19 protein-coding genes are annotated in these 22,059 nt (G+C 67.8%); 5 read left to right on the top strand and 14 right to left on the bottom strand.

Going from position 1 to position 22,059, the window contains the following annotated elements:
- Window positions 1–11: 11 nt before the first annotated feature.
- The 5 genes from ACWCSV_RS28750 to ACWCSV_RS28730 form a co-directional block, all read right to left on the bottom strand.
- Window positions 12–374 (bottom strand): hypothetical protein, encoded by a 363-nt coding sequence (locus ACWCSV_RS28750; RefSeq protein WP_451147122.1) that lies wholly within the window; start codon window positions 372–374, stop codon window positions 12–14.
- A 3-nt stretch (window positions 375–377) separates the two neighbouring features.
- The gene (locus ACWCSV_RS28745; protein WP_451147120.1) at window positions 378–986 is read right to left on the bottom strand and encodes a hypothetical protein; all 609 of its coding nucleotides are present in this window, start codon (window positions 984–986) and stop codon (window positions 378–380) included.
- An 11-nt stretch (window positions 987–997) separates the two neighbouring features.
- A complete protein-coding gene (locus tag ACWCSV_RS28740; protein ID WP_451147118.1) occupies window positions 998–1,186 on the bottom strand; it encodes a hypothetical protein in 189 nt (62 codons plus the stop codon).
- Between the two features lie 160 nt (window positions 1,187–1,346).
- Window positions 1,347–1,598 (bottom strand): hypothetical protein, encoded by a 252-nt coding sequence (locus tag ACWCSV_RS28735; protein WP_451147116.1) that lies wholly within the window; start codon window positions 1,596–1,598, stop codon window positions 1,347–1,349.
- Between the two features lie 138 nt (window positions 1,599–1,736).
- Entirely contained in the window at window positions 1,737–3,911 is a 2,175-nt protein-coding gene (locus tag ACWCSV_RS28730) for a cell division protein FtsK (protein WP_451147114.1), read from the bottom strand.
- Window positions 3,912–4,078: 167 nt separating this feature from the next.
- On the opposite strand from ACWCSV_RS28730, the gene ACWCSV_RS28725 reads away from it, so the two are divergent.
- Entirely contained in the window at window positions 4,079–4,243 is a 165-nt protein-coding gene (locus ACWCSV_RS28725; RefSeq protein ID WP_451147112.1) for a hypothetical protein, read from the top strand.
- Here ACWCSV_RS28725 and ACWCSV_RS28720 read toward each other — a convergent pair.
- From ACWCSV_RS28720 to ACWCSV_RS28705, 4 genes are read right to left on the bottom strand one after another with little or no spacing between them, the layout of a single operon-like run.
- Window positions 4,240–4,623, bottom strand: coding sequence for an RRQRL motif-containing zinc-binding protein (locus tag ACWCSV_RS28720; protein WP_451147110.1), 384 nt, complete (start codon window positions 4,621–4,623; stop codon window positions 4,240–4,242). The two genes, ACWCSV_RS28725 and ACWCSV_RS28720, sit on opposite strands and share 4 nt — an antisense overlap.
- The gene (locus ACWCSV_RS28715) at window positions 4,623–5,267 is read right to left on the bottom strand and encodes a GGDEF domain-containing protein (RefSeq protein ID WP_451147108.1); all 645 of its coding nucleotides are present in this window, start codon (window positions 5,265–5,267) and stop codon (window positions 4,623–4,625) included. The genes ACWCSV_RS28720 and ACWCSV_RS28715 overlap by 1 nt, the downstream gene beginning before the upstream one ends.
- Window positions 5,264–6,268: a DUF2637 domain-containing protein gene (locus ACWCSV_RS28710; RefSeq protein ID WP_451147106.1), complete on the bottom strand. Its 1,005-nt coding sequence runs from the start codon at window positions 6,266–6,268 to the stop codon at window positions 5,264–5,266. The genes ACWCSV_RS28715 and ACWCSV_RS28710 overlap by 4 nt, the downstream gene beginning before the upstream one ends.
- Window positions 6,265–6,558: a hypothetical protein gene (locus ACWCSV_RS28705; protein WP_451147104.1), complete on the bottom strand. Its 294-nt coding sequence runs from the start codon at window positions 6,556–6,558 to the stop codon at window positions 6,265–6,267. Before ACWCSV_RS28705 ends, ACWCSV_RS28710 begins: the two co-directional genes overlap by 4 nt.
- Window positions 6,559–7,294: 736 nt before the next feature.
- Here ACWCSV_RS28705 and ACWCSV_RS28700 point away from each other — a divergent pair.
- Window positions 7,295–8,011, top strand: coding sequence for an XRE family transcriptional regulator (locus tag ACWCSV_RS28700; protein ID WP_451147102.1), 717 nt, complete (start codon window positions 7,295–7,297; stop codon window positions 8,009–8,011).
- Between the two features lie 2 nt (window positions 8,012–8,013).
- Window positions 8,014–8,487: an NUDIX domain-containing protein gene (locus tag ACWCSV_RS28695; RefSeq protein ID WP_451147100.1), complete on the top strand. Its 474-nt coding sequence runs from the start codon at window positions 8,014–8,016 to the stop codon at window positions 8,485–8,487.
- Here the strand turns inward: ACWCSV_RS28695 and ACWCSV_RS28690 are convergent.
- The gene (locus ACWCSV_RS28690; protein WP_451147098.1) at window positions 8,475–9,047 is read right to left on the bottom strand and encodes an HD domain-containing protein; all 573 of its coding nucleotides are present in this window, start codon (window positions 9,045–9,047) and stop codon (window positions 8,475–8,477) included. The two genes, ACWCSV_RS28695 and ACWCSV_RS28690, sit on opposite strands and share 13 nt — an antisense overlap.
- On the bottom strand, window positions 9,044–9,400 hold the full coding sequence (locus ACWCSV_RS28685) for a winged helix-turn-helix domain-containing protein (protein ID WP_451147194.1): 357 nt from the start codon (window positions 9,398–9,400) through the stop codon (window positions 9,044–9,046). Before ACWCSV_RS28685 ends, ACWCSV_RS28690 begins: the two co-directional genes overlap by 4 nt.
- A 323-nt stretch (window positions 9,401–9,723) precedes the next feature.
- Between ACWCSV_RS28685 and ACWCSV_RS28680 the strand changes: the two genes are divergently transcribed.
- Both ACWCSV_RS28680 and ACWCSV_RS28675 read left to right on the top strand, forming a co-directional pair.
- A complete protein-coding gene (locus ACWCSV_RS28680; protein WP_451147096.1) occupies window positions 9,724–10,449 on the top strand; it encodes a KAP family P-loop NTPase fold protein in 726 nt (241 codons plus the stop codon).
- Complete coding sequence (locus ACWCSV_RS28675; protein ID WP_451147094.1) at window positions 10,389–11,876, top strand: P-loop NTPase fold protein; 1,488 nt, start codon at window positions 10,389–10,391, stop codon at window positions 11,874–11,876. The genes ACWCSV_RS28680 and ACWCSV_RS28675 overlap by 61 nt, the downstream gene beginning before the upstream one ends.
- A 717-nt stretch (window positions 11,877–12,593) precedes the next feature.
- Here the strand turns inward: ACWCSV_RS28675 and ACWCSV_RS28670 are convergent.
- The 3 genes from ACWCSV_RS28670 to ACWCSV_RS28660 are packed head-to-tail and all read right to left on the bottom strand — an operon-like array spanning window position 12,594 to window position 21,722.
- The gene (locus ACWCSV_RS28670) at window positions 12,594–17,699 is read right to left on the bottom strand and encodes a hypothetical protein (protein ID WP_451147093.1); all 5,106 of its coding nucleotides are present in this window, start codon (window positions 17,697–17,699) and stop codon (window positions 12,594–12,596) included.
- Window positions 17,696–20,827, bottom strand: a complete 3,132-nt coding sequence (locus tag ACWCSV_RS28665; protein ID WP_451147091.1) for a hypothetical protein — start codon at window positions 20,825–20,827, stop codon at window positions 17,696–17,698. Before ACWCSV_RS28665 ends, ACWCSV_RS28670 begins: the two co-directional genes overlap by 4 nt.
- 49 nt (window positions 20,828–20,876) lie before the next feature.
- On the bottom strand, window positions 20,877–21,722 hold the full coding sequence (locus ACWCSV_RS28660) for a hypothetical protein (RefSeq protein WP_451147089.1): 846 nt from the start codon (window positions 21,720–21,722) through the stop codon (window positions 20,877–20,879).
- Between the last annotated feature and the right edge of the window lie 337 nt (window positions 21,723–22,059).

The following is a 22,059-nucleotide window of genomic DNA, read 5'->3' as shown; positions in this document are numbered from 1 at the left end:
CCCGGGCGTATCTACTGGTGGGCCCAGAGGGCGTACTGCTGGCGGACGTAGTGGCGCGGGTCGCAGATCAAGTCCGCGCGGTCGATGTCCACGAGGCGGCGGGCGGCTTCGGTAGCCAGCTCGCTCGCATCGGCGGTTGCGTTGACCCGCTCGTCCTTGAGGGCAATGCGGTCGAGGAGCGCGGCCTTGCGAAGCCAGAACTCCCGGGCGTCGTCCCCGGGGGCCCGGGACGAGATGCTGCGGGCGGTCTCGGCGATCCATCCGATCTCGCGGATGATGCTGGGAGCAAGCGCGTACGCGGTCTGCGGGTTGGGCCACGACGGCGGGTCGCCGCCGGGGTTCCCGGTCTCGACGCTGTTCGTGCCGACGTCCATGGGTCAGGTCTCCTTCGTGTCCGTGAGCGGGAGTTCGGGGAGCCCGGCCGCTTCGAGTGCGCCGGGGTCGAAGCCGGGCAGGGCGGCACGGGAGATGAGCGCGGTGGCGAGCTGCTCGGCGTAGGCCGCGCCGGAGCGAGCTACCTCGATCTGCGCTCCGGCGCGCAGTGCTTCGACGCGCTCGATGTGTCCGTGTTCCTCGCGCCGCACTGTGGTCTGCCGCTCGTGAGCGGTGGTGGTGCGGCGGTCGGTGCGCCAGTAGCGGGCGGCGATCCCGTAGGCGACCGCGGTAGTGACGGCCCACAGCAGGACGGGGAGGGACCATCCGTCGGCGTATCCGGCGACCCCGGCGAGAGCGAGGCTGCCGGAGGTGGCGAAGGCGGTCCCGGCGAGGACTCCGTCACCACCTCCGCGACCGGCCGCGGCGAATGCGCCGGCCGTCGCGGAACCGGCCGCGAGGACGACCATCAACGCAGCGTTGCCGATGCTGTGTTCTGCGCCGTTGGCGTTCCAGATCCTTCCGAGGATGAGCACGGTGGACGTGGCGATGGCCGGGGTGACCTTGGGGGCAGCGAGGGCGGCCCAGTGGTGTTGGGTGAGGGGTTCGTTCATGGCGGCCTCTCTCACAGGTTGGGGATGGCGTCGATGACGGCGGTGGTGAGGTCGTTGATGGGACCCGACGCGCCGGTGGAGGCGAGGAAGAACCCGAACATCACGGCGATGAACGCCGCGCCCCAGCCGAGGGACTTGGACCGGAGCAGGAAGAACAGGACGAGTCCGAAGAGGAAGACGAGCGAGACAGTGACGGCCACGACGGGAACTCCTTTGAGGCGGCTTGGGAGTGCTGGGTAAGGTGCGTGGGCCCCGGGTGCTCGCAAGCACGGGGCTTGGACCGGCGGTCACGCTGGCGAGCGCCTGACATGGTCGGGATCGCCTCAGGGCGGGTGACCGCTGGTCCCCTGCTGCGGAGGGTCAGCGGGTGCCGTCGCGGTGGAGACGGGCCGCGACGTTGTAGAGGTGGCGCCCGATTCGGATGCGTTTGCCGGTGGCCTTGCAGCGGCGGCAGTCCTTGCCCCGCTTGGTGCGGCCCTTGCGGTCGGTCTTCATAGCGAAGCCGAAGCCGCGGCACTTGCGGCAGTTCCCGAACGGCGAAGCCGCACACAGGCCGCTGTAACTCAGGGTGATGAGCAGGAGAAGTGCGCTAGCGAGCAGGAGGAGAGTCATCCAGGGCCTCCCGGCCTGTTTCGTGGGTTTCCGCAGGTGGGGTGCTAGTGACTAGCGTGCTGATCACACGGCAGATGGGGTGCTAGCGGTGCCGCTAGACCTAGCGGGGTTGGCTGCTAGGTCTAGCGGCGATCATGGCTAGCTCGCGTCCCGCTTTCCGTCACGCTCTGCAATGGCGGTGAGGATGCGTGCGCGTTCGATGCCACGCCGGTTGGCGCCCTTCCCGGTGTCGGTCTTGCCCCAGACCTGGCCGGTGGGGACACCGTGCGGCTTGAGCGCGGTGGCCAGTTGCTCCGGCTCCCACCCCGCGTACACGTCGGGGCGGAGGTCGGTGAGACGGGCTACGACGGTCTCGGACCACAGCTTCGGTTCCTCGGCCGGCACGATGGCGAGGATGTCGGCGAGCAGGTCGAACCCGCTCGTCTCGTGGTCCTCGAACGATTCGCCCGTGGCGTGGCCGGTGAGGGTTCCGGCTGCTTCGCGCAGGCGACGGGCGCGCAGCCCGATCACTTCGGCCGTGGGCGCGTCCACGTAGACGGACGAGACGATCCGGGCATCGGAGCCTTCACCGACGAAGTAGTGGATGCCCTTGTCCTTCCAGCTGAACATCGTGGCCCGGATGCCCCGCTTGTAGCTGCTGGTGCCGAGAACCATGTCGTTCTCCAGCTGGCCCATGACCTTGAGGCACCACCGGGCCGACGCGTTCGCGCTGATCCCGGTGGGCAGGGCCTTCGCGTCGGGACGCTGGGTGGCCAACAGCAGGACGATGCCTGTGGCCGGGCCGCGCTTGACCAGGTCGGTGCAGATCTCCTCGAACTCGGCCCCGTGCTTGGGGTGCTCGAACCACACCTGGCACTCGTCCACCCCGATCACGATGGGGTGCAGTCCGAGTTCCTTCTTGTTCGCCAGCTCGGAGGTGACCTTGGACTCCGGGCAGATGTCCCGGGGCAGGGACCGGATCATCTTCGCCCGCCGGCGCAGCTCGGTACGCAGTTCCCGCAGGTCGGCCAGGGCGTATTCGATGTCCTCATCGTCGTCTCCGGCCCGATGCCGGTGGGAGACGCGTTCGCCGACGGGGTCGAGGTCGCCGGTGCCCTTGAGGTCGTAGGTGTGCAGCTCGGCGCGGTTGTCGAGGGCGGCGATGAGCAGGAGCAGGCGGAGAAGGAACGTCTTGCCCATGCGGGGGATCGCCCCAATGACACCGGCGATGTACATGAGGGTGATGTCCACCCACCGGCCCCGCTGGTCCGTTCCGAAGCTGACGGGCTTGAACAGGTCGACGGAACCGCCCTTGAGCAGCGGCCACGCGGGCTTCGCCGCAGTCGACATGTCCTGATCGCCGACCCAGAGCACGAGACGACCGGTGTGTTCGTCCGGTACGGCTTCGGGCCAGACGCAGCCGAGCGGGCGCCGCAGCCCGGAGGCGAGCTTGTCGCGGCGCTCGATCACGTCCGTCACGGTCACCCCGTAGGGGAGGTCACCCTCCGCCCGCCAGCCGGGGCCGTCGCGGGTGATCGGGGCGGTGAACGTGAAGCCGTCCCGGCCTTTGCTCTGTACCTGGTTGATCGCGGTGATGCCGAGCGCGCCGAGGGCTCGCAGCACGATGTCCGAGGTGAGCTTGGGCGCCTTCGCCATCTCGACCGCGCGGGTGATGACCGGGGCATCGGCCTGCGTGCCAGCCGCTCCGAGTGCCAGCAGGACCGCGCCGACCGACAGGGCTTGCAGCCAGCCGGGGGCGAGGACGTAGATGGCGAGCGCGGCCCCGAGCCCGATGAACAGGCCCAGCACCGTCACGAGCGTGCGCAGCCTGACCCGGCCGTCGCGCTGGCGCGACAGCTTCAGGTACTCGGCCGCGTCCTCGCGCCGGACGGACGCGAGTCGGACCGGCTCGCCCTCGCGGTCGGCGACCCATCGCATCGTCCCGCCCATGAACTTCGCTGCCCCGCGCGGGGACTGGAAGGTGAGGCGTGCGGCGTAATACGGAGAGCGGAGCGCGTGGTACCCGGCGAGATGACCGTAGTACCCGGCCGCCCACTTGGTGGCGGTGGTGAACTCGGTGCCCGACCGGAGCCAGCCGGGGACGATCGCCCGCCGCTTGGCTCCGACGATCCGGCCCATGAATCCGGGACCGGCCGGGGCCGGGGAGTCGACCATCACGGTGGCCGTCGGGTCGCCCGACCCGTCATCCGACCGGGAACGCTCGGGGTCGGCCGACCGGTCGGCGGTCGAGTCGGCCGACTCGGTACGGGCGGAGCGCGCCTTGTCGAGGTCGACTACGTCCCCGCCCGGGTCGGGCTGCGTGGGGGCATTCATATCGGCTTCGAGTCGGTGGAACAGTTCGCTTTCGTCGTCGTGATGCACTGACTGTCCTTCCCGGACAACAGAGGTGGGAGAGGGGTCCGGGCGACACTGCGGACGGTCTGCCGTCCGGACCCCTCGGGAGTCGCGCTGTACGTGGGGAGCGCCGCTAAAGTCGCGGCATGGGTGTGTCGTTCAAGCTGGTGAGGGAGCCGCCGGTCTGCCGTTGGTGCAGGCGGCCCGTCGCGCCGCGCAGGTGGTGGCTGCCGCGTCGGTTCTGCAATCGCTGGCACCAGGTGAAGTTCCGGACGGTGTCGTTCGTCGCCCGGGTGCTGGACCTCTTCTAGGGCTTCAGCGGGTCGGGATAGGCGCAGGCCGGGCACATGCCGAGCGAGGTCGGGATGCAGTACCCGGCGTCTACGCGGCACTTCGGGCAGGTACGGCGGGCGCGCATCGCCTTGGCGAGCGCGGCCGTGCGGCCCGGGGTCATGGGTCGGACGGGCTTGGCCAGGTCGAGGCGGTACAGGTAGGCGACGCTCACGCCTGCCGTGCGGCGGCGGGAGCTGCGCATAACCTGCGCGGCGACTTGCTGGCCACCGGGCCGCAGACCACGGGCGCGGAGCTGGCGGCGGGTGGCGTACCCGTCGGGGGCGTACTTCCACGGGAAGGTCGGTATCCCGTGCATGGCGCCGGTCGGGTCGTAGCACTTGCCGAACCTCGGGGACATCAGGCGGCGTCCCGTGGGCTGGCAAGGGCGGTTCCGCGTCGGCCGGCGCGACGACCGGACCACGTGGCGAACAGCCTGCCGAGACCAGCCCGCCGGACCCCGGCCCGGCCCTGCTTGGCCGCGTACATCGCTTCGTCCGCCCGCCGGAGCAGAGCGGATAGGTCCTCACCGGGGTGGTCGGCTGCACGGACCCAGCCGAGGGACACCGTGGTGTGCACCGTGGGGTCCATGCCGTCGGCCGGGCGGGCGAGCACGCCGTGCAGGACCGCGAGCAGGTCCCCGACGGTGCCGTGGTCGTCGATGACGACCGCGGCGAACTCGTCACCGCCGAGCCGTCCCGCGACCCCGGCCCGGCCGACGTAGTGCGCCAGCCGGTCCGCGGTCGCCTTCAACAACGCGTCCCCGGCCGCGTGGCCGTGGCGGTCGTTGATCTGCTTGAACCGGTCGACGTCCGCGAGGACGACCACCGCGCGGGGATCCCTGAGCAGGGTGGTCGCGCGGTGGGTGAAGCCGTCACGGGTACGGAGCCCGGTGAGCGGGTCACGGCGGGCGCTGCGCAAGGAGCGGCGCAGCCACACCGTGTGCACCGACCACCCGGCCGCGAGGGGCCCGGCTGCGGCGAAGGTGGATAACAGGGCGCTCATGCCGCCACCGCCCCAGCGTCCACGCTTTCGGTGTCCTGCTCGGTGGCCACGGAGTGCAGAGGCTGAGCGGCGGTGCGTTCGGCCTTGAGGGTGTCGCGCAGCATCCGGGCGGTGGCCTGCGAGACATGGAGCGCGGTGCGGATGCCGTCGGCGGTCAGTGCCGCGTCCGGCCAGGCCGCAGTGACCTCCCGCGCCTCCGCAACAATCTCGGCCGGAGACCGCTTCGGCTTCGCCTTGGCGGCGGGGCGGGAAGTGCGCTTGGCCGGCGGCTTCGGGGCGGGCGCGGGAGTGATCGGTTCGGGCGCGGCTGGGGTGGGTGTGGGCGGTGCCTGCTCGCTCGCGGGACTGTGCTCCCCGAGCTTGAGCAGGACCCGTGCGGGTCGTGGTGTCTTCGAGCGCCAGCGGCGTCCGTGTTGCTCGCGCAGTTCGGCACGGGCCAGCAGCCGTTCCCGCTCCCGGGCGAGCGCGTCGGCGTAGGAGGTGACTTCCCACAGCGTCATCCGGCGCCACAGGGCGAACGTGGACGGGAAGGCCAGCAGCCACCGGGAGGCACGGATCTTGTCCATGCGCCGGCCGGTCACCGCGCCGATCCGGGAGGCGTAGATGTGCGCGCCGATCTCGGAAAACACCACCCACAGCAGCGGCATCGTCCCGTGTGCCACCTTCGCCCACATGCCCTGCCCTGCCGAGACGTTCAGTCCGCAGGTCACCAGCGTCAGGACCCAGGGCACGAACCGCACCCAGGCCAACGCCATGTCCATCCGGACCAGCAGCAGGTTCGCCACGGAGAACACCGGGATGGACACGTCCATCCCGACCGGCACCATCCACGCCTCGCTGAACCCCCACCGCTCAGCCGCGGCGGAGACCGCGTCGAACGAGGAGATCAGCCCCAGCGCGCCGACGCCGGCCGCAGCCAGGGCACCGACTCCGGCCAATCCCATCTCCGGCCGGGTCAGCGGCGGAACCGTCGGGCGGTCGCTCACCGGGATGGTCGTCATGCCGCCACCCCGTTCCGGTACCCGCGGCGGCGGCGCCGGGCCGGGGCCAGCGGGATCACGTTGAACAGCTCCGGCGCGAACGCCTCGATCGCCTCCACGGCGACCCGGCTCACACGGTCGGGGAAGTCGGGGTTGTCGGCGAGGATGTCGCGAGCCGCGTCCATCCGGGCCGCCCGCTCCATCTCGCTCTCGCCCTCAACACCCAGCCACAGATCGACCGGGCTACCCAGGGCCAGTTCCACGAACTCGGTGTCGCTGACGGCCTCATGGCCGCCGATGAACATACGCATGGAGCACTCCAGAGGAGTCGAAGGGACGGAAGGAACGGCGCGGCCGTGGCCTGGTGGTGAGAGGCGGCCGACACCGGGAAACGCGCCAGCCCAGAGAACTGGGGGCGCCGCGCCCCGGCCGGGTATCGAGCCCGGCCGGGGTCATGGAGATGGGGCCACGTCCGAGACGCGGCCGACAACGAGCAGGAATTGCGCGGACAGGCCGTCGCCACGGCACGCCCACCCCGAACCTGAGATCGGGCACGTCATCGTCACTGCTCTGACGCCAGCAGAGCGGCACGTACCGGGTGGCACCCCATGAGGGTGTTCTCCAGGGCCGGTACGGAGAAGGGGCCGCCGACGACATCACCCGGCCGCCGCGGGGACGGGGACTTCCACCCCGCCGTTCGTACTTCGCACTCTGTTCAGTTCTCAAAGAGCCAGCGCTTCCTTTGGACCCGTTTCGCGGGGCCCTCCGGGCGCAGGTGGTGCCGACTGCTGCGACGACCTTGAGGCCGATGCAGTACCTCTATTACAGGTACTGCACCGGGAAGCGTCAAGCCCGCCGTCGGGGCTTTCGGGTTTCACGCCGGGGACTTGCTGGCGTGCCTCAAGCATCGTTGCTGGTCAGGGGAGTTGGTCACCCTCTACATGGACAGCTCAGGTTGATCTGGCTACCTTCAAGAGGTCCCAAGACGTCCCATCGGGGGTGAAGATGTCGAACGAGCGCTTACGGTCGGCCCTGCTCGCTCAGGGCATGACCGTGCACGACCTCGCGGAAGCCATCGAGGTCAACGCCAAGACGGTGGAGCGCTGGATAACCCAGGAAAAGGTGCCGTACCGGCGGCATCAGTACGCCACGGCCACGGTGCTCAAGGTGGACGTGACGACACTGTGGGACGACGGACGGGCCGTCGACACCGCTACTGACCTGAGCAAGGCGGAGATCGTCACGGTGTACCCGCACCGCCACATGGTCCCGACCGGCCTATGGAGAGAGCTGTACGCGCGGGCGGAGAACCATCTCGACGTGTTGGTCTACTCCGGCCTCTGGCTCTCCGAGGACCCGCTCTTCCACGAACTCCTCAAAGCCAAGGTCGAGGGCAATGCTCAGGTGCGCATCATGCTCGGAGACCCCGGCTGCGACGCGGTGCGGCAACGGGGCATAGACGAGGGTCACCGCATCATGGACGGCAAGATCCGGAACGCGTTGCCGAACTACCGGCCGCTCTTCGCGAGCCACCCGGACATCGGCTTCCGGCTCCACGACGCGACCCTGTACAACTCGCTCTTCCGTTCGGACGACGAGATCCTTGTGAACACCCACGTCTACGGAATCGGCGCCTACATGGCTCCGGTTCTGCACCTGCGCCGTATGCCGGGTGGTGGCCTCTTCGACACCTACGCCCGCAGCATCGACCAGACGTGGAATGGCGCACGCCCCATCACGGACAACGACTTGGCAGGTGCCTGAACATGGGACGCATTGACTATCTCCACGACCCGGACGCCCCGCAGGCAAACTCGGTGGTGCCGTCGGTCGTGGCGTTCGTTCGGAATGAGGCAGGTGAAGTACTGCTGATCCAGCGGTCGGACAACGGGCGGTGGGCCCTGCCCGGTGGCGGCCACGATGCCGGCGAGACCATCAGCGAAACGGTGGTGCGCGAGGTCTGGGAAGAGACCGGCATCAAGGCGGAAGTCATCGACATGTCCGGGATCTACACCGACCCCGGGCACGTGATGCTCTACGACGACGGTGAGGCTCGCCAGCAGTTCAGCATCTGCTTCCGCGCTCGCCCCGTCGGCGGTGAGGTCCGCACGAGCGACGAGACGACACAGGTCCGCTGGGTTGCCCCAGCGGACCTGGCTTCGTACGACATCCACTCGACCATGCGGCTCCGAATCGAGCACGCCATGGACAACGCCCGGCCAGCGCCCTACATCGGCTGACGCTTGACCTCTGCGAGACGCAGGACGACCCGGGCGGTACAAGCCAGGATCTCCGGCTCCGCGCGACGGATGAACGTACCGATGAGGCTGTCGGGCCCATACCGGCCGGCAATCTCGTTCACCCGGTCCACGGGGTTCGTCGAGGTGCCGTCTGGGGTCGTGTTCATGTCGCAGTAGCAGAGCGCGTCGGCAAGGTCAGGGTGCTCGCGGGGGAACTCGGCCTCCAGCTCGTCCCGCATCCCGCGGGCTTCTGCTTCCATCCACGCGCAGGAGTGGTGAGCGACCAGGCGCACGATGCGCTCGTCCGCGTGCGCGACGTCCCGGAGGTATCGCGCACCGTCCAGCGGGTGGAAGCCGGTCTTTGCCAGGTCTGGGGCGTAGCCGATGTCGTGCAGCAAAGCTGCGGCCTCTAGCAGCTCGGCGTCCCCTCCGAGGATCGGGGCAAGCGTGCGGGCCCGCTCGGCTACGCCCTGGCAGTGCGCCCATCGGCGCGGCAGCGGTTCGGCGAGCAGCTTCTCCGCGAGGGGATAGGCCCAGGCGATCCAACCCTTGGTCGTCACGATTCCGGCGACTCCGTTCGCTTCGGGAGCGCCCGTACGGTGCGCTGCTTCCCCTGCCGACCTTCGGACAGCAAGCCCGTGGCTTCTAGCTTGTCGAGAGCCCTGCTCACGGTAGGACGCGAGACGCCAAACCGAGCGCAAAGCTCAGTAGTACTGGGGAATCTTTCCCCCACCGCCAGCCCGTCATCCACGATGACGTTCGTCAAGCGATCGGCCAGTGTCCTGCGATCCACGTCCTGCCCTGGCCGGACCACCCTCCAGCGCCCTCCGGGAACAGGCTCTGCGAGACCATCACGTCGAAGGGTCGCAAAGACTCGGAGAGCAACGCCGCGCGATACGCCAAAGTCACGCATGAGGTCAGCGGCCGACGGCAGCTCAAGCATCTCGCTGTCCGAACTGATCTGAACCCGGACCGCATCAGCGATCCTCAGGAATGTCCCTCGCGGACTGTCCTGCTGAGTCACCCGTTCCCCTCTCTCATGGTCCCGGTCAAGCCTGCCACGCCCTTCCCACTGGGTGAAGGTTCAGGTTGCAGGCTGGAGAGCCCGCCACTCGTAGGTCGAGCACTACTCCGGACCAACTTGTGATCATCTCAAGCAGATCACCTCCGCAGCGCCACCCGAACCGAAATGCCGGTTTCCCTTCCCTGAGATCGTTCTGTCACTAGCATCGCCTCATGGAAACCCGACACCTACTGGGCGACGACCCGGTAAACGCTTCAGGCGACGGACTCGATCGCCATCGATTCAGCAACCATGTGATTCAGGTGGTGAATCGCGTGCGCCAGCAATCCGAATCCAGCGTAATTGCCCTAATCGGGCCGTGGGGATCCGGTAAATCTTCTCTCCTTGAGATGGTTACCGATTCCATTGACGACATAACACGTACAGACGATCCGGACAGTCCACAATGGCTGGTCGCAGACTTCAACCCATGGATTCACAGCGACCCTGTTTCGATGTACGTAGGGTTCTATTCAGAAATCCGCTCCTGCCTGCCCGGCCGAAGGCAATGGAGTGAGGCCAGAGAGTCAATTGGCAAATGGATACAGAACGCCGCACCCATCGGGAAACTCGGAGGAATAGCAAAAATTGACGCAAGTTCCATGCTCGAAAAGCTAGCAGAGAAAATATCCGGGGACACAAGTGCGGCCAAGAAAAAGGAGCGAGTTGAAGCAGCACTAAAGGATTGCGGTGTTTCCATCCTGGTTGTAATGGATGACCTTGACAGACTTACGCCTGAAGAGCTCCTTGAGGTATTCAAGCTAATTAGGCTCGTAGGGCGACTCCCCAACGTGTACTACCTTCTTTCCTATGACGAAAAAACTCTTATGGATGTACTATGCCGCACCGACCTAGCTTTTGGGCAAAAAATCGCGCAAATGACTACCTCGAAAAAATAATCCAGGTCCGCCTGGACCTGCCCCAACTCACCGATAAACAGAAGGTGGATCTCGTCGACGCATCGCTGGAAGTGGTACGCACCAACAATGACATCATCATGAGCGAAAAGGCTTTGCAGTCCATTGCTGCCCTGTGGACTGAAACCCTTTCACTTAGATTGAGCACTCCTCGGACCATCCGCCGGTTCTTTGCACAGGTGGATGCAAGCTATGTAACCGTGGCACAGGAGGTAAGCTTTGAGGATTTCCTCGCTCTGACTTTCCTGCGTACGCACGAACACCGCGTCTACTCTGAAATACAGAACCGGGCAGATGAGTTGACGATGCAAGGTTTCCGCCCGTACCGGCATGAAAGCCCCAAGGAGCAACTAGAGCGTTGGAAAGAACGCCTCCGCGACTGGGAGGTCTCTGAGGACAACCTGCAAGGCGTACTACAACTACTCAGCAGGTTGTTCTTGCCCATAAGGTCGGCTCTCTCCGGAATGGAATACAGTACAGAGTGGCTCGGTGACATCGCCCGCAAGAAAGGAGTTGGACACGCCGACTACTTCACTCGGTACTTCTTCTTCGGTGTTCCAGACGGGGACATCCCTGACTCCGCAATTGCTTGGGCCATGAATAAACTCAGCGATCCTTCAGGGGCGGCATCTGCCGCTGAAACACTGAGTCAAGCCCTTAAGTCCGACTCCGATCGAATAATCAGAAAGATTCGCAATTTCGGCACCCTTAACGAGTGTGCCACCAAACGGCTGCTCCAAGTACTGGCCGACATCTATCTAGACGTGCCAAACAACATTGGATTCCTCAGTTCACATTCAAGGGCTTCGCTGGAAGCGCTCGCAGAAGATCTACTTAAGAGCAGCACCATTCCGTCATTGCCTGATATGGCGGATCAGTTGAGCCAATCCGATGGCGGATACTGCCTCACGGTGCGAGGACTCAGGCGCGCGATCGTGCGAGCCAGAAGGGGGGATCGGGTCGAGGAATCCAACGGTTTCAACCTCATGTTGATCGAAGTTATTTCCAATAAGTTCCGCGAGCTCCACGATGCACCCATCGAGGGAATTGAGCAGACAGTATTTGGCACCGTTCATCAATGGATGGAAGCCGACAAAGAATCTGCGCAGGCTTTTCTACGGAATCAGGTCGAAACTGGCAAATGGCAGCTACTCCAGATACTGGAAAAGCTTGTGAATCGTGGCACCTCTACCGCACATACAGGAATCTTACTGATGGGCCTCGAAGGCGAAACTGTAGAAGCTGCTCTCGGCCTGAATTACGTTTTCGATCGACTTTCCCGGGAAATTGATACCGCATCGACAGATGTCCTCATGGAAGGCATGCCGGACACTCCGGAAAACCGTCGCTCAGTAGCGCTCGCAGCGTTGAGTTTTGCTAGGCAGCGAATGCAGGGAGACTCCAACTAGCCTTGTTTGGCGACCTTGCCGTGCTTCCGTGCATCTAGAGTGCGCCTCCCTCTTGTGACAGTGAAGTGGAAGCCTTGCTGGCATCCGAAGTTTCCTTGCCTCAACGAAGGGTTTCAGAGTGGCATCTCAGTCCAGGTGTGGCGCACGCACCCAAGCAGGTACGGCTTGTCGGAACCTCGCAGTGATCAACACCTCTCGTTGTGCGAAGCATCAAGGTTCGTGGTCGGAGTACGGGGTCGCTCAGCGCAAGGAGAAGGAAGCCAAGGAGAAGAAGCGCAAGATCCGCAAGAAGCGGTAGGCGCCGGGGGGGCGCCGCGGCGGCGCAGTCTCATCCGCAGTCTCGTTCCCCGTCGTACGCGGTTGTTCACCCCCCTGGCGCCTCTGCCTGTGACCTGGCGAATGAACGCGTGCGAACCAAAGCACACGCCCCCGTGCAGAGTTGGAAAGCGTGTTGGGGGCAACCCCTCACGAGTTCGAATCTCGTATCCTCCGCCATTGCTCTCACCGGGCAATACGTCGAAGGGCCCCGCAGCTTGCTGCGGGGCCCTTCGACGTTCCCAACAAGACCCTTCGATGTTGGTGGTGGACGCCGCTCGAACCAGCGTCAACGAGCGGCTGGGGGCGGCGTGTGGTCCGGACGCCTCTCTGCCCCTGAAGAACGAGAGGAGCGAGCCCTTTCCATCGTGACCCGGAGTCGAGTTGGACCGCGCTCGTCTCTCACGCCAGCCGAGCGGGGTCGTGGTGGGGAACGAACCACGCACGCGCCGAGCTCATGTAGCTGTCGGTCCGCGACGTAGGTCTGTCCAGCTGCGCCACGAGCGCAGCCCGATGGGAGAGCAGCGCGGCGCGCAGATCCGGATCCCGCTCAGCCGTCATCTGGAGAGCCGCAAGAGCACGGGCACTGCACCCAACGAGTTCGGGCCACGATCCGTCCGGGGCCCGCAGCTCGCTGGTACGCCCTTCCGCCGATGCGTAGGCGAAGGCGGCGAAGACCGAATGGGAGCCGGAGATCGACGGCCGGATGATGTGGTCGGCCACATCACCGAGGATCTCCTGAGCCCATTCCTGGTGGGGAAACCACATCGCACCCCAAGCAGCGGCATGTCGGTAGGACAGGTTGGGCCTGCGCTTCGGCGCCTGGCGGGAGAGCAGCTCCGCCTTGTTCATCATGTGCAAGGAGCGCGCCATCCAACCGATCTCGTTCCAGTGCTTCGCCTCGTCGAGAACTACCTCACGCTGCATCTGCCTGCTGATTGCTTCGGCGACGGCAGGTACCAGGCGATGGGCGAAGTCCGGTCGCACCCTGAGCGCGACGTCCAGCAGCACATCGATGGAATGCGGGTTGAGGCGCTTCACCAGTGATGCGGGCTGCAGACGCTCCAACGTGTCAAACGTGCAGTGGACAGCCTCGTCGGCTTCGGCTGTCACCAGCAGCGACAGCAGTGAGGGCGTGTGCATCAGGTCCTTCACCCGCGCATAGTCGAGCCTTCTGACCAGCCGCTGTACAGGGATGTCGGCGGCCAGACGGCAAGCCCAGTCCATATCCCAGATCAAGGCCATCCGCAGGACGTCGCTGAGTGCGGCCGGGCTGGTCACCTGCATCACCGTCACCTGATGCCGGGTACGGAGCTTGTCCACCCACTTCGAGTACACGCCTCCCGGCCGCAATCCGAGCGCCACCAGTTGACGGACGACCTGGTACTGCTGGGTGGGGTGCTGGATGTGGGCGAGTTCGCTCGTGAAGGCGTTCCAGGCTCCCGCTTCACCCTGCAGGTCGCGCATCAGACCGGCACCGGCACCCGTGGACACCCGCTCCACCGCCGTCAGCAGCCGGGCTGCCTCGACGGGGTCGTTGTACACGGCCTGGCGCACCTTGTCCCGCAGCAGACCGTCATTGCGCCGGGAGAACGAGACCTTCTTGTTGTTCAGGTAGTCGAGGGTCGCCAGGGCGCTGTCGCCGTTCAGCCCGGCCAGCACGTTGATCACTTCGGTCACCTGGCTCGTACTGGCTCCCCGACCGATCTGCGCGCCCCAGCGGCGGCCTATCGAATCCGCGGTCTCGGTTCCGTCCTTCCGCAGCACCCACAGTCCGGCGTCCCTCGCCGGCACGCCCCCGTCGACGAGGGTCCGCGCTGTCTCACGCGCGCACAGCGCCGCCGACGAGGGTGAGGCGGCGGCGATCTTTTCGATGAAGCCGGCCGCGTCGTGCTCGTTGACGTACTGGCTCGGCAGTCCTTGGTACATGGCACGGCCGAGCTGGTGGAAGTAGCGCCGGGCGTCCGCAACGGGCGCGTCCTTCATCCCGTCGAAGAGCTTCCTGTCCGGCACGTGTCGGCCCAGTTTCTCAAGGAAGGCCGCTCCGAACTCTTCGTCCTGTCCGAGGAACAGGGCGGCCTGCGGGCCCCAAGGTCGCATCGAGCGGTTCAGCGCCCTGGCGACGACATCCACGAACAGGTCGAGGCATTCCTCCCGGAAGGAAGCGTTGGCCTCCCAGATCCCCTTGATCAGGTGGTACTGGACGGAGATCCGCGGGTCTTCCTCCAGCCGGGCGCTCACCCAGTCCCTGCCGAGTTCCTCGGCGAGGTACTGGCCGAAGCCCTTCCTTTCGGTCAGGAACAGTTCGTCGACGCGTGCCGTTGCTGACAGGAGCAGACCGGCGCCCTTGGCGTCCTGGTGGCCTCTCACCTGCTGGGCGAGGGTGCGCGCCAGACCCGCGTCGGGACGCTCCGCACGGTCGCCGTACAGCGCATGGCGGGCGGTATTGTCGTGGATCTCGCTGGTCGTCCGGAGCAGCAGGGCCGCGTCCGTCGGGGTCGCGGTGCGCAGGGCCCTGTGGATGGCGGCGCCGAAGCCCTCACCCTGGTTGAGCTCCCTGTCGTTGAGCATCTTGGTGACGAAGGCGAGTTGGTAGTCCCGGGCCTCCTCCAGCGCGAACCGCAGGTCCACCGCGTCCGTGTGCCGCAGCGCCTGCCGGACCCCGACGCGCACGTCGTGCCGGCCAAGGATCGTGTCCCAGTCCTCGTAGTCGCGGTCGTAGCGCAGCCGCAGGACGAGGTTCGAGAGGTACAGGGCGATCCCGCGAGTCGGATCCGGGTCGTGGTCGAGGAGCTTGCGCACCTGGGCCTCGTTCTGGACCCAGGAGGCGTAATCCGGTTGGCCGATGTCGTTGCTGGCGCGGCGCACCAGGCGTTCGACCCGGCTGATCGTGCGGTAGTCAAGGGCCTTGTCGGGATTGAGACGGATCAGGGTCGCCGATCCGTGCTCCGCCACGACCCGGTTGAGGCGCTCGTGGTGGAAGCGGCTGAGCTGCTCCAGCACGCTGTACAGGCCGTCGTCGGGCCTCGGTCTGTCCTCCAGGATCTCTCTGAACCGCTCCACCATCCACTCGGCGAGGGAGTCGAACTGGGGGTCGCCGAAGCGGTGCCGGTGCCGGTGGATCGCGCGGACCACGGCCAGTAGGGAGCGCGCGGACCAGGAAGTGGTCCGCGGCAGCACCTTCACGAGGGTCTCAAGGAGCTTGCCGATCATCTTCTCCCCGAGGGAGGAGTCCATCGCGAGCAGCACCAGCGCGATGCCGACCGGTGACGCGTTCCGCCGCCACGTGGCGAAGTCGTCCTCGTGGTCGGGGTGCAGCAGGCGCTCCGCGAGGCTCCGGCAGACCCTCTCGTCGTATATGCGCGCGCCTCGGAGCATGGGAAGCAGTCCGCTGCGGTTGTCGCCCAGGTCGCGGAAGAACTCCTTGGCGACGAGGTCGGCGACGATGTCGTGGCGGCGCGGCCGGGTGGCCTCGTCCGGATAGACAACCTCGGCGTAGGCGCCCAGGATCGTGCGGCAGTCGGTGGTGCTGGGGAAGCGGAGCCGGTCCGGGGCTCCGTCGGGAGCCGCGCCGATCCTGTAGAGGTCGGGGTGTTCGTGGTCGGGGACGCTCACGTTCCCGCCGAGCAGGGAGACGGCCGCGACGACGGCGGCCAGGTCCTGCGTGTCGGCCCCCACCTCATCGGTGAACCTCTGACGCAGCTCTTCCTCAAGGCGCTCGGGCCTGTCGTTCGGGCCGCGACAGTCGCACAGGCCCTTGACGAATCCGGCGAGGTCGTGGGGGAAGCGGCGCACCAGGGCGTCGACGAAGCGGGGATTGGTGGCGATCTTGTCCCCGTGAATCTCCCGGGCGCGCCCGGCCAGGTCGAGGAGGGCGGCGGGGCGGACGATGGACGGGACGACGGTGAGGTTCGCCGCCTGCCAGTCGTGGAACGAGTTGAGGTCGTACCCCAGACAGGCGAGCACGCTGACGCCGAGCTCCGCCGACACGGCGGGCAGCATGCGGTCGACATCAGTCTCGCCCATCGGCCGGATGCCGTCGAGGATGACGACGGGGCAGCCGGTCTCCAGCCTGTCCAGGGGGGCGAGACTGCCGAGGGCGTGCCGTACGACTGCGGCGAGGACGTCGCCCCTCGGGAGCGACCGGTCGTTGGGGGTGAGCATGATCACTTGGCGGCCAGCCTCGGCGAGCGACCGCGCCGTGCACCGGGCGATGCAGCTCTTCCCGGAGCCGGAGGGGCCTCCCAGCACTGCCACCTTGCGCTCCGGTTCCTGGAAGATCGCCACGAGGCTGTCGACCTGGTCCGTGCGGATGTCGGGAAGCGGCTGGTCGTCGGGCTTCGTCAGCAACCAGTCGGAGAGGCTCCATTCGAGGGCCTTCAGGGCGCTCTTGTGCCAGTTCCGCGTCCACGCGTCCCAGGCCGCGCCCCAGTACGCGCGGGCCGCGCCCTCCAGGGTGAGGCCGGGGTCCGCGACCGCGAGCGTCGGGGTGCCCCCGGGGGAGGTACGGAACCAGCCACCGCGGCCGGGATGGACGAGCGTACCGTCGCAGGCGTCGGCGCGCAGGGACGCCTCGGCGGGCTCCATGGGCTGGAACTGCATCGTCGCGCCGAGGTGGGACGACGCGTACGCGCCGGCGGCCGACATGCCGGGTGCGGGGTGGGGCAGTTCGGGGGCGGCGAGAGTCCGCGAAAGGAGTCGCAGGGCAGAGGGCAGGGTCACCGTGGTGTCGTTGACGCGGCTGGGCGGCAGCAGGCCCTGGACCGCCAGTCTCGGCTTCGGGTCCCCCGCGAGTTCCTCCTCGCGCCCCAGCCGGAGGAGCAGGTTCCGTACGGGCCCGGCGCCTCCGTCGGAGGCCCTGTTGGTGGCCGGGGTGACGGACCGCCATTTCCTGGTGATACCGACCAGTTCCCGGACCGTGTCGTCGTGGCCGGGGGCGTCACCGGCCTTGCTCTCCAGGGCGAGGCGGGCCGCCCACGCCGTTGGCGGCAGGTCCGGGTCGGCTTCCGGGCGGAGGACGGTGACGTCCAGGAACTCGGCGGGTGGGCCCTTGGGAGCGGCCGTCTCCTCGGACGCGCCGTCCTCGGGCGGGTCGTCCTCGGGTCGGCGCTGCTCGGGGACGTATGGGCCGCTGCCGGGTGCACTGGCCCGCTCGTAGAGGGCGACGAGGTCGTCCTCCATGCCCTCGATACCCTTGATGTGCGCGACCACTTCGGCGTACGGGCCTTCGCACGCCTCCGGGTCCAGGAGCATGAAGACCAGCCGCTCGAGGCTGGTGCGGACGGGGCCGGCCACGAACCGGTCCGGGATGCCCACCGCCGCGCCGTTCAGTCCCCTCCGCTCCGCTTCCGCCAACAGGGGCCGGACCCCAAGGGCGTGGAGCCGTTCGAGCAGAACGCCGAAGGACGTGCTCGGGACTGATTCCTCCCGCTTCGTCAGGATGTCGTCGAGGGCGAGCAGTGCGCCGACGACACCTTCACGTGCCGAGACGGAGTTCAGGGCCGTCATCTTGCCTCCTCACTGCGGTCGGTCGGGGACGGGCAGGGTGGATCGGGGTCGACCGTGTCCGGTCGGGACGGATCAGGGCGGATGTCGAGGCAGAACACTCCTCGCAGATCGGTCACCACCAGGTAGGAACCGTCCGCGTCGAGGGCGAGCGCCACGGGCTGGTCCGGCAGCGGAAACCGGGAGACCGGCCGCTCGTCACCGGATGCGGTCGGGAGGAGGCACAGCCAGGGCCTCCTCGTACCGCCGGCCGCGGCTACCACGCTGTCGCCGACAGCGAACGCGAGCGTTCCGTCGCGCACAGCGGGGATGTCGAGACTCCTCGTCCCGTGGTTCTCGTCCCAGACGAACAGCCCTCCGCCGCGCTCGAGCATGCCCACCGTGCGACCGGTCGACGACACGACGGCGTGCTGCGTGGAGGGCATGAGCAGCGGTTGGCGCCGTATCGCCGGCGTGCCCGTGTCTCCCAGGCGCGCGGTCACGGTGCCGAACTCGGTGGTGGCGACGAGCCGTCTGTCGCCGGCCTGGCCCCCCAAGTGGACCTGGGTGACCCGGCTCGACCCCGGCACGACGAAGGACCTGGCCCGCCCGGTGGCGCCCAGTTCGACGACCTCGATCCGCGTGCCCGCGGCTACGGCCAGCAGGTCACCGTGGAGCGAGAACACCGTCGCCCCGTCCAAGGCGGCCAGGGGCTCGGGGGCCCGATCCGTCAGCGGCCGCCACAGCAGTCCTGCGCCGTCCGCGACGAACGCGACGAGGGGCTCGCCGTCGACGACGGCGAGCGCCAGATGCGAGGCGATGCCGTCGTCCTCGGACCGCACCGCCTCGACGAGCAACCTGCCGTCCGCCAGGCTCCACAGCCGTATCGAAGCGTCGCCGTGGGTGGTCACCACGTAGCCGGCGCCGGACGCGTCGGATGCGACCGCCAGGAGGTCGGGTACGGACACGTGGTCCCGGGTAGCCCACAGGATGTCGACTCCGGCGCCGGCTCCGCGCAGGTCCAGACCGCGCCCGTCGCCCCCGGACCTGAGAAAGGCGAGCTTCATCTGGAACGCCCGCTCCGCCGGGTGGAGCTCGGGCGTCTGGGCCCGCACGCCCTTGACGACCCACTCCGGAAAGAGCCTGGTTCCTCCGGCGACCAGTTGTCGGGCGAGGGCACTGCCGGGCAGCGCCGCCCAGAAGCCCATCGAGGACAACTCGGTGGCGAACTTCTGCTCGAAGGGGCGGGCGGCGGCCGCGAACAGCGCGGTCAGGGCCGTGTCCGCCGCCCAGTCGATCCCGGGCACGCCGGACGCTCCGGCCGGCTCGGCTCCGGACCCGTGGACGGGCAGGCAGTCCCGTACCGCCGCGGCGAACTCCTGCCCATGCGGATCCCGCGTGACGGGGCTGGCGAGGCGCCACGCCGGGGGCGTCGCGGTGCCCCCGCCCGCAGCGGTGCCCCTCACCGCGGTGTCCGTCACCGAGGTCCCCAACAGCTCCGCCGCCTCCCTCGCCTCATCGGGGCTGTACGTCCGGCCAGAGCGGTCCGCGGCCGTGGCGAGGGCCGCCCAGTGCTCGGCCGTCAGGCCGGCGTCGTACCCGCACGCCGCCGCGGCCCGCACCGGCTCCAGCATCGCCCGGCACCAGTCCTCCGGGCGCTCGCGGGAGGCGAGCAGGCTGCGGTGGAAGACCGTCAGCCGCTTGCCCGCCGCCTTCCGCGCCTCCGCCCCGGCGTTGCCGTTGCGCGAGGTGCCGAGGAAGGCGTCGACCGCGTCGACCGCCGCCCCGAAGTGTCCGTGGCAGGCGGCGGCGACCTCGCCGGCACCGCGTGCGCGGGCATAGGCGCGGACGCCCTCGTCGTCGGTGCCGAGCTGGAGCACGCGCAGTTGGAGTTCCTGCCACACCCCGTCGGCGACGTGGTCGTGGCCGGCCGAGGCGATGACGGTGGTGCGCGCGTACTCGGTCAGGAGGTCCAGCAGCTCCGTGACCACGGCCGCGATGCCGTCGTCCACCAGATGGAGGTCGTCCACCAGAACGGTCCGGGGAGGCAAATCCTCCAGGGCCTCGCACAGCTCGTCCGGAGTCGGGGCGCTGCCCAGGTCGATGCCGAGTGCCCGGGCGATCCGCTGGGTCATGCCCGAGACAGTGGCGTGCTCCGCAGACACCAGCGCGTGCACCGAGTCGTCAGGGAGGATCAGACCGCGCCGCGCTACGGGCGGCAGCAGTCGCCGCCACTCGGACTTCCCGCACACGGCCAAGTGTCCGAAGAGCGCGCTCTTGCCGACTCCGGCCGCGCCCCGGAGGATGAGCGTCCCCGACGGTCCATCGCCGGCGATGAACTCATTGAGGCGCTGCTGTTCCTCACGCCGGCCGGAGAAGTACCAGCCCGCCTCGTATCGGGCCCTCCGGCCGCGGGCGAGGTGGGACCACTCGTCGAGATCCCGGTCGAGCCATGCGGGCGACGTCTGCGGCATGTATGCCGGATCGGGCAGCGCGCGGCAGCTCCGGCGGTCGACGGAGGACACCCAGACCTCCTGGCTGTCCGTCGGCAGGTAGCCGTTGAGCCGCTCCACGAGGGCAGAGGGCTCGATGAACTCCTGCATGCCGCCGCTCTGGGAGAGCGCTTTGGCGAACGCACGGGCGAAGGCGAGCTGTTGGGCCTGCTGCGCCTTCCGGGCGGTGGCGATCACCCACGCGTCGTACTTGGCGCTCCCGACGGCGGCCTGACGCCGACGGGCCCCCATGGCTTCGTCCGCGCCGGGCTCGGAGTAGCAGGCGTCGAGGACGACGACTGCCTGCTCGAAGAGCTCCTTCGTGCGATGCCGACCGTCCCCGTAGAGGGTATCAATGATGGCTTGCGGATAAAGGAGACCCTCGCTCTTCACCCACGGGTCGTACGTCGGCAGAGCCAGGCCCCACGTGGCGTCGTTCGCCCGCTCGCCGTGCCCCGTGCAGTAGACGAACAGCGACAGCGGCGGCTCCTGCTCGCCGCAGCCCACCCCTTTCAACCATGTACCGAGCTCCTTGCACACCTCGTGCAGGCCCCGCTCCCCGACGGACCCCTCGGGCCTGGGGATCTCCCGCATCCCGAGGCCAGTGAGCGTGCGACGCATCAACTTCAGTTCGTCCGGGACGTTTTCGAGTCGCGCCAAGCCGGTCTTCTCACCGTATGCGCCCTCCCCCGCCAGGAAGAACCACCGCTCACCCAAGAGCTGACTTGACTGCTTGTGCGGTCCGCAGGTTGGCCAAGTAGAGGGTGCAGTCGTGCATGTGGCGCAGGGGGTTGGTGACGACGAAGTCCTCGACTTCTCCGGCGTAGAGGGTCTTGATGCGCTTGCGCAGGGCGACGACGTCCTGCTCGGCGGCGACGTTCACCCAGCGGCGCACGGACGGCGGGCGGCCCGGTTCCGCGTGTGCCGTGCGGGCCAGGCGGCGCCGGATGGACTTCAGCCCGAGCGGCGAACCCATGGTGACCAGGGTGTCGATCCGTACGTCTTGGAGGTTCCACAGAACCTCGTAGGCGGCCACGCTCCCCAGCGAGTGGGCGAGGACCACCCGCGTGTCCCCCTGGATCGCCGTCTCCAGCTCGCGCCGGATCTCCTGGCCCAGGGCCGGGTCCTCGAAGTACCGGTGCACTTGCTTGATCTGGCGAATGATGATCGAGGCCGTCATCCCGCCGAGGTACGGCGTCCTCTCCAGGATGTCGAGGCACGCCTGCGCGCCGCGGACGGCGAGCCCCTTGGAGGCGGGCTCGGCGCTGTTCTCGTCGAAAGCCGCCGGGTCTGCCTCCCGGGCCATCGCCTCAAGGAGCTCGTACTCGAAGCCTTCGGCCACGTCGGCGGCGGTGTAGAGCACGTCACCGCCGGACTTGCCCGGTCCGCCGTTGTACAGGTGCCCGTAGAAGGCCGCCTCGAACGTCACCGCTCCGGCGTCGGGATACCTGACGTTCCGCAGCCCGGTGCTCAACGCACCGTGCCACGTCTCGTGCATCTCCTCGCGTGACTTCCAGGACCAACCGATGCCGTGTATGCCGACGATACGGGCCACGCTCGCCTCCCCTGTTAACAGACCAGCACCTCAAAAGGGTAGCGCCTGAGCGTCTGGTGGCCGGTGCGCAAGCAGACGTCTCCTGCACCCGCACCGGATGTACGCGGAGGCTGCCTCTCAACCCGGGTTCTGGGCAACCCGTCACTGAAACGACGCACCGTCATATAAGGTCGACACGAAGGGTTTTGTTTTCTCGGCGGCGCCAGGCTTGCGGCCTCTGCCCTCGCCTCCCTCACCCCCGGTACGGGGGGGGGGGGCCCCCCCGCCCGTGGGGTGGGGCCCCCTCCAGGCGCGCCCAGAAAAAAAGAGCGCTCGTCACACCACCAGCCAGAAATCC

It is taken from the genome of Streptomyces sp. NPDC001770, assembly GCF_053596135.1.
This window is presented reverse-complemented; position numbering and strand designations above follow the sequence as displayed.

Excerpts from the sequence above, each read along its gene's own strand:
- ACWCSV_RS28710 (WP_451147106.1), bottom strand. The coding sequence starts at position 6,268 with ATGACGACCATCCCGGTGAGCGACCGCCCGACGGTTCCGCCGCTGACC.
- ACWCSV_RS28670 (WP_451147093.1), bottom strand. The coding sequence starts at position 17,699 with ATGACGGCCCTGAACTCCGTCTCGGCACGTGAAGGTGTCGTCGGCGCA.
- ACWCSV_RS28685 (WP_451147194.1), bottom strand. The coding sequence starts at position 9,400 with ATGCGTGACTTTGGCGTATCGCGCGGCGTTGCTCTCCGAGTCTTTGCG.
- ACWCSV_RS28750 (WP_451147122.1), bottom strand. The coding sequence starts at position 374 with ATGGACGTCGGCACGAACAGCGTCGAGACCGGGAACCCCGGCGGCGAC.
- ACWCSV_RS28715 (WP_451147108.1), bottom strand. The coding sequence starts at position 5,267 with ATGAGCGCCCTGTTATCCACCTTCGCCGCAGCCGGGCCCCTCGCGGCC.
- ACWCSV_RS28735 (WP_451147116.1), bottom strand. The coding sequence starts at position 1,598 with ATGACTCTCCTCCTGCTCGCTAGCGCACTTCTCCTGCTCATCACCCTG.
- ACWCSV_RS28745 (WP_451147120.1), bottom strand. The coding sequence starts at position 986 with ATGAACGAACCCCTCACCCAACACCACTGGGCCGCCCTCGCTGCCCCC.
- ACWCSV_RS28720 (WP_451147110.1), bottom strand. The coding sequence starts at position 4,623 with ATGTCCCCGAGGTTCGGCAAGTGCTACGACCCGACCGGCGCCATGCAC.
- ACWCSV_RS28700 (WP_451147102.1), top strand. The coding sequence starts at position 7,295 with ATGACCGTGCACGACCTCGCGGAAGCCATCGAGGTCAACGCCAAGACG.
- ACWCSV_RS28675 (WP_451147094.1), top strand. The coding sequence starts at position 10,389 with ATGCCGCACCGACCTAGCTTTTGGGCAAAAAATCGCGCAAATGACTAC.
- ACWCSV_RS28695 (WP_451147100.1), top strand. The coding sequence starts at position 8,014 with ATGGGACGCATTGACTATCTCCACGACCCGGACGCCCCGCAGGCAAAC.
- ACWCSV_RS28705 (WP_451147104.1), bottom strand. The coding sequence starts at position 6,558 with ATGCGTATGTTCATCGGCGGCCATGAGGCCGTCAGCGACACCGAGTTC.
- ACWCSV_RS28730 (WP_451147114.1), bottom strand. The coding sequence starts at position 3,911 with ATGAATGCCCCCACGCAGCCCGACCCGGGCGGGGACGTAGTCGACCTC.
- ACWCSV_RS28725 (WP_451147112.1), top strand. The coding sequence starts at position 4,079 with ATGGGTGTGTCGTTCAAGCTGGTGAGGGAGCCGCCGGTCTGCCGTTGG.
- ACWCSV_RS28680 (WP_451147096.1), top strand. The coding sequence starts at position 9,724 with ATGGAAACCCGACACCTACTGGGCGACGACCCGGTAAACGCTTCAGGC.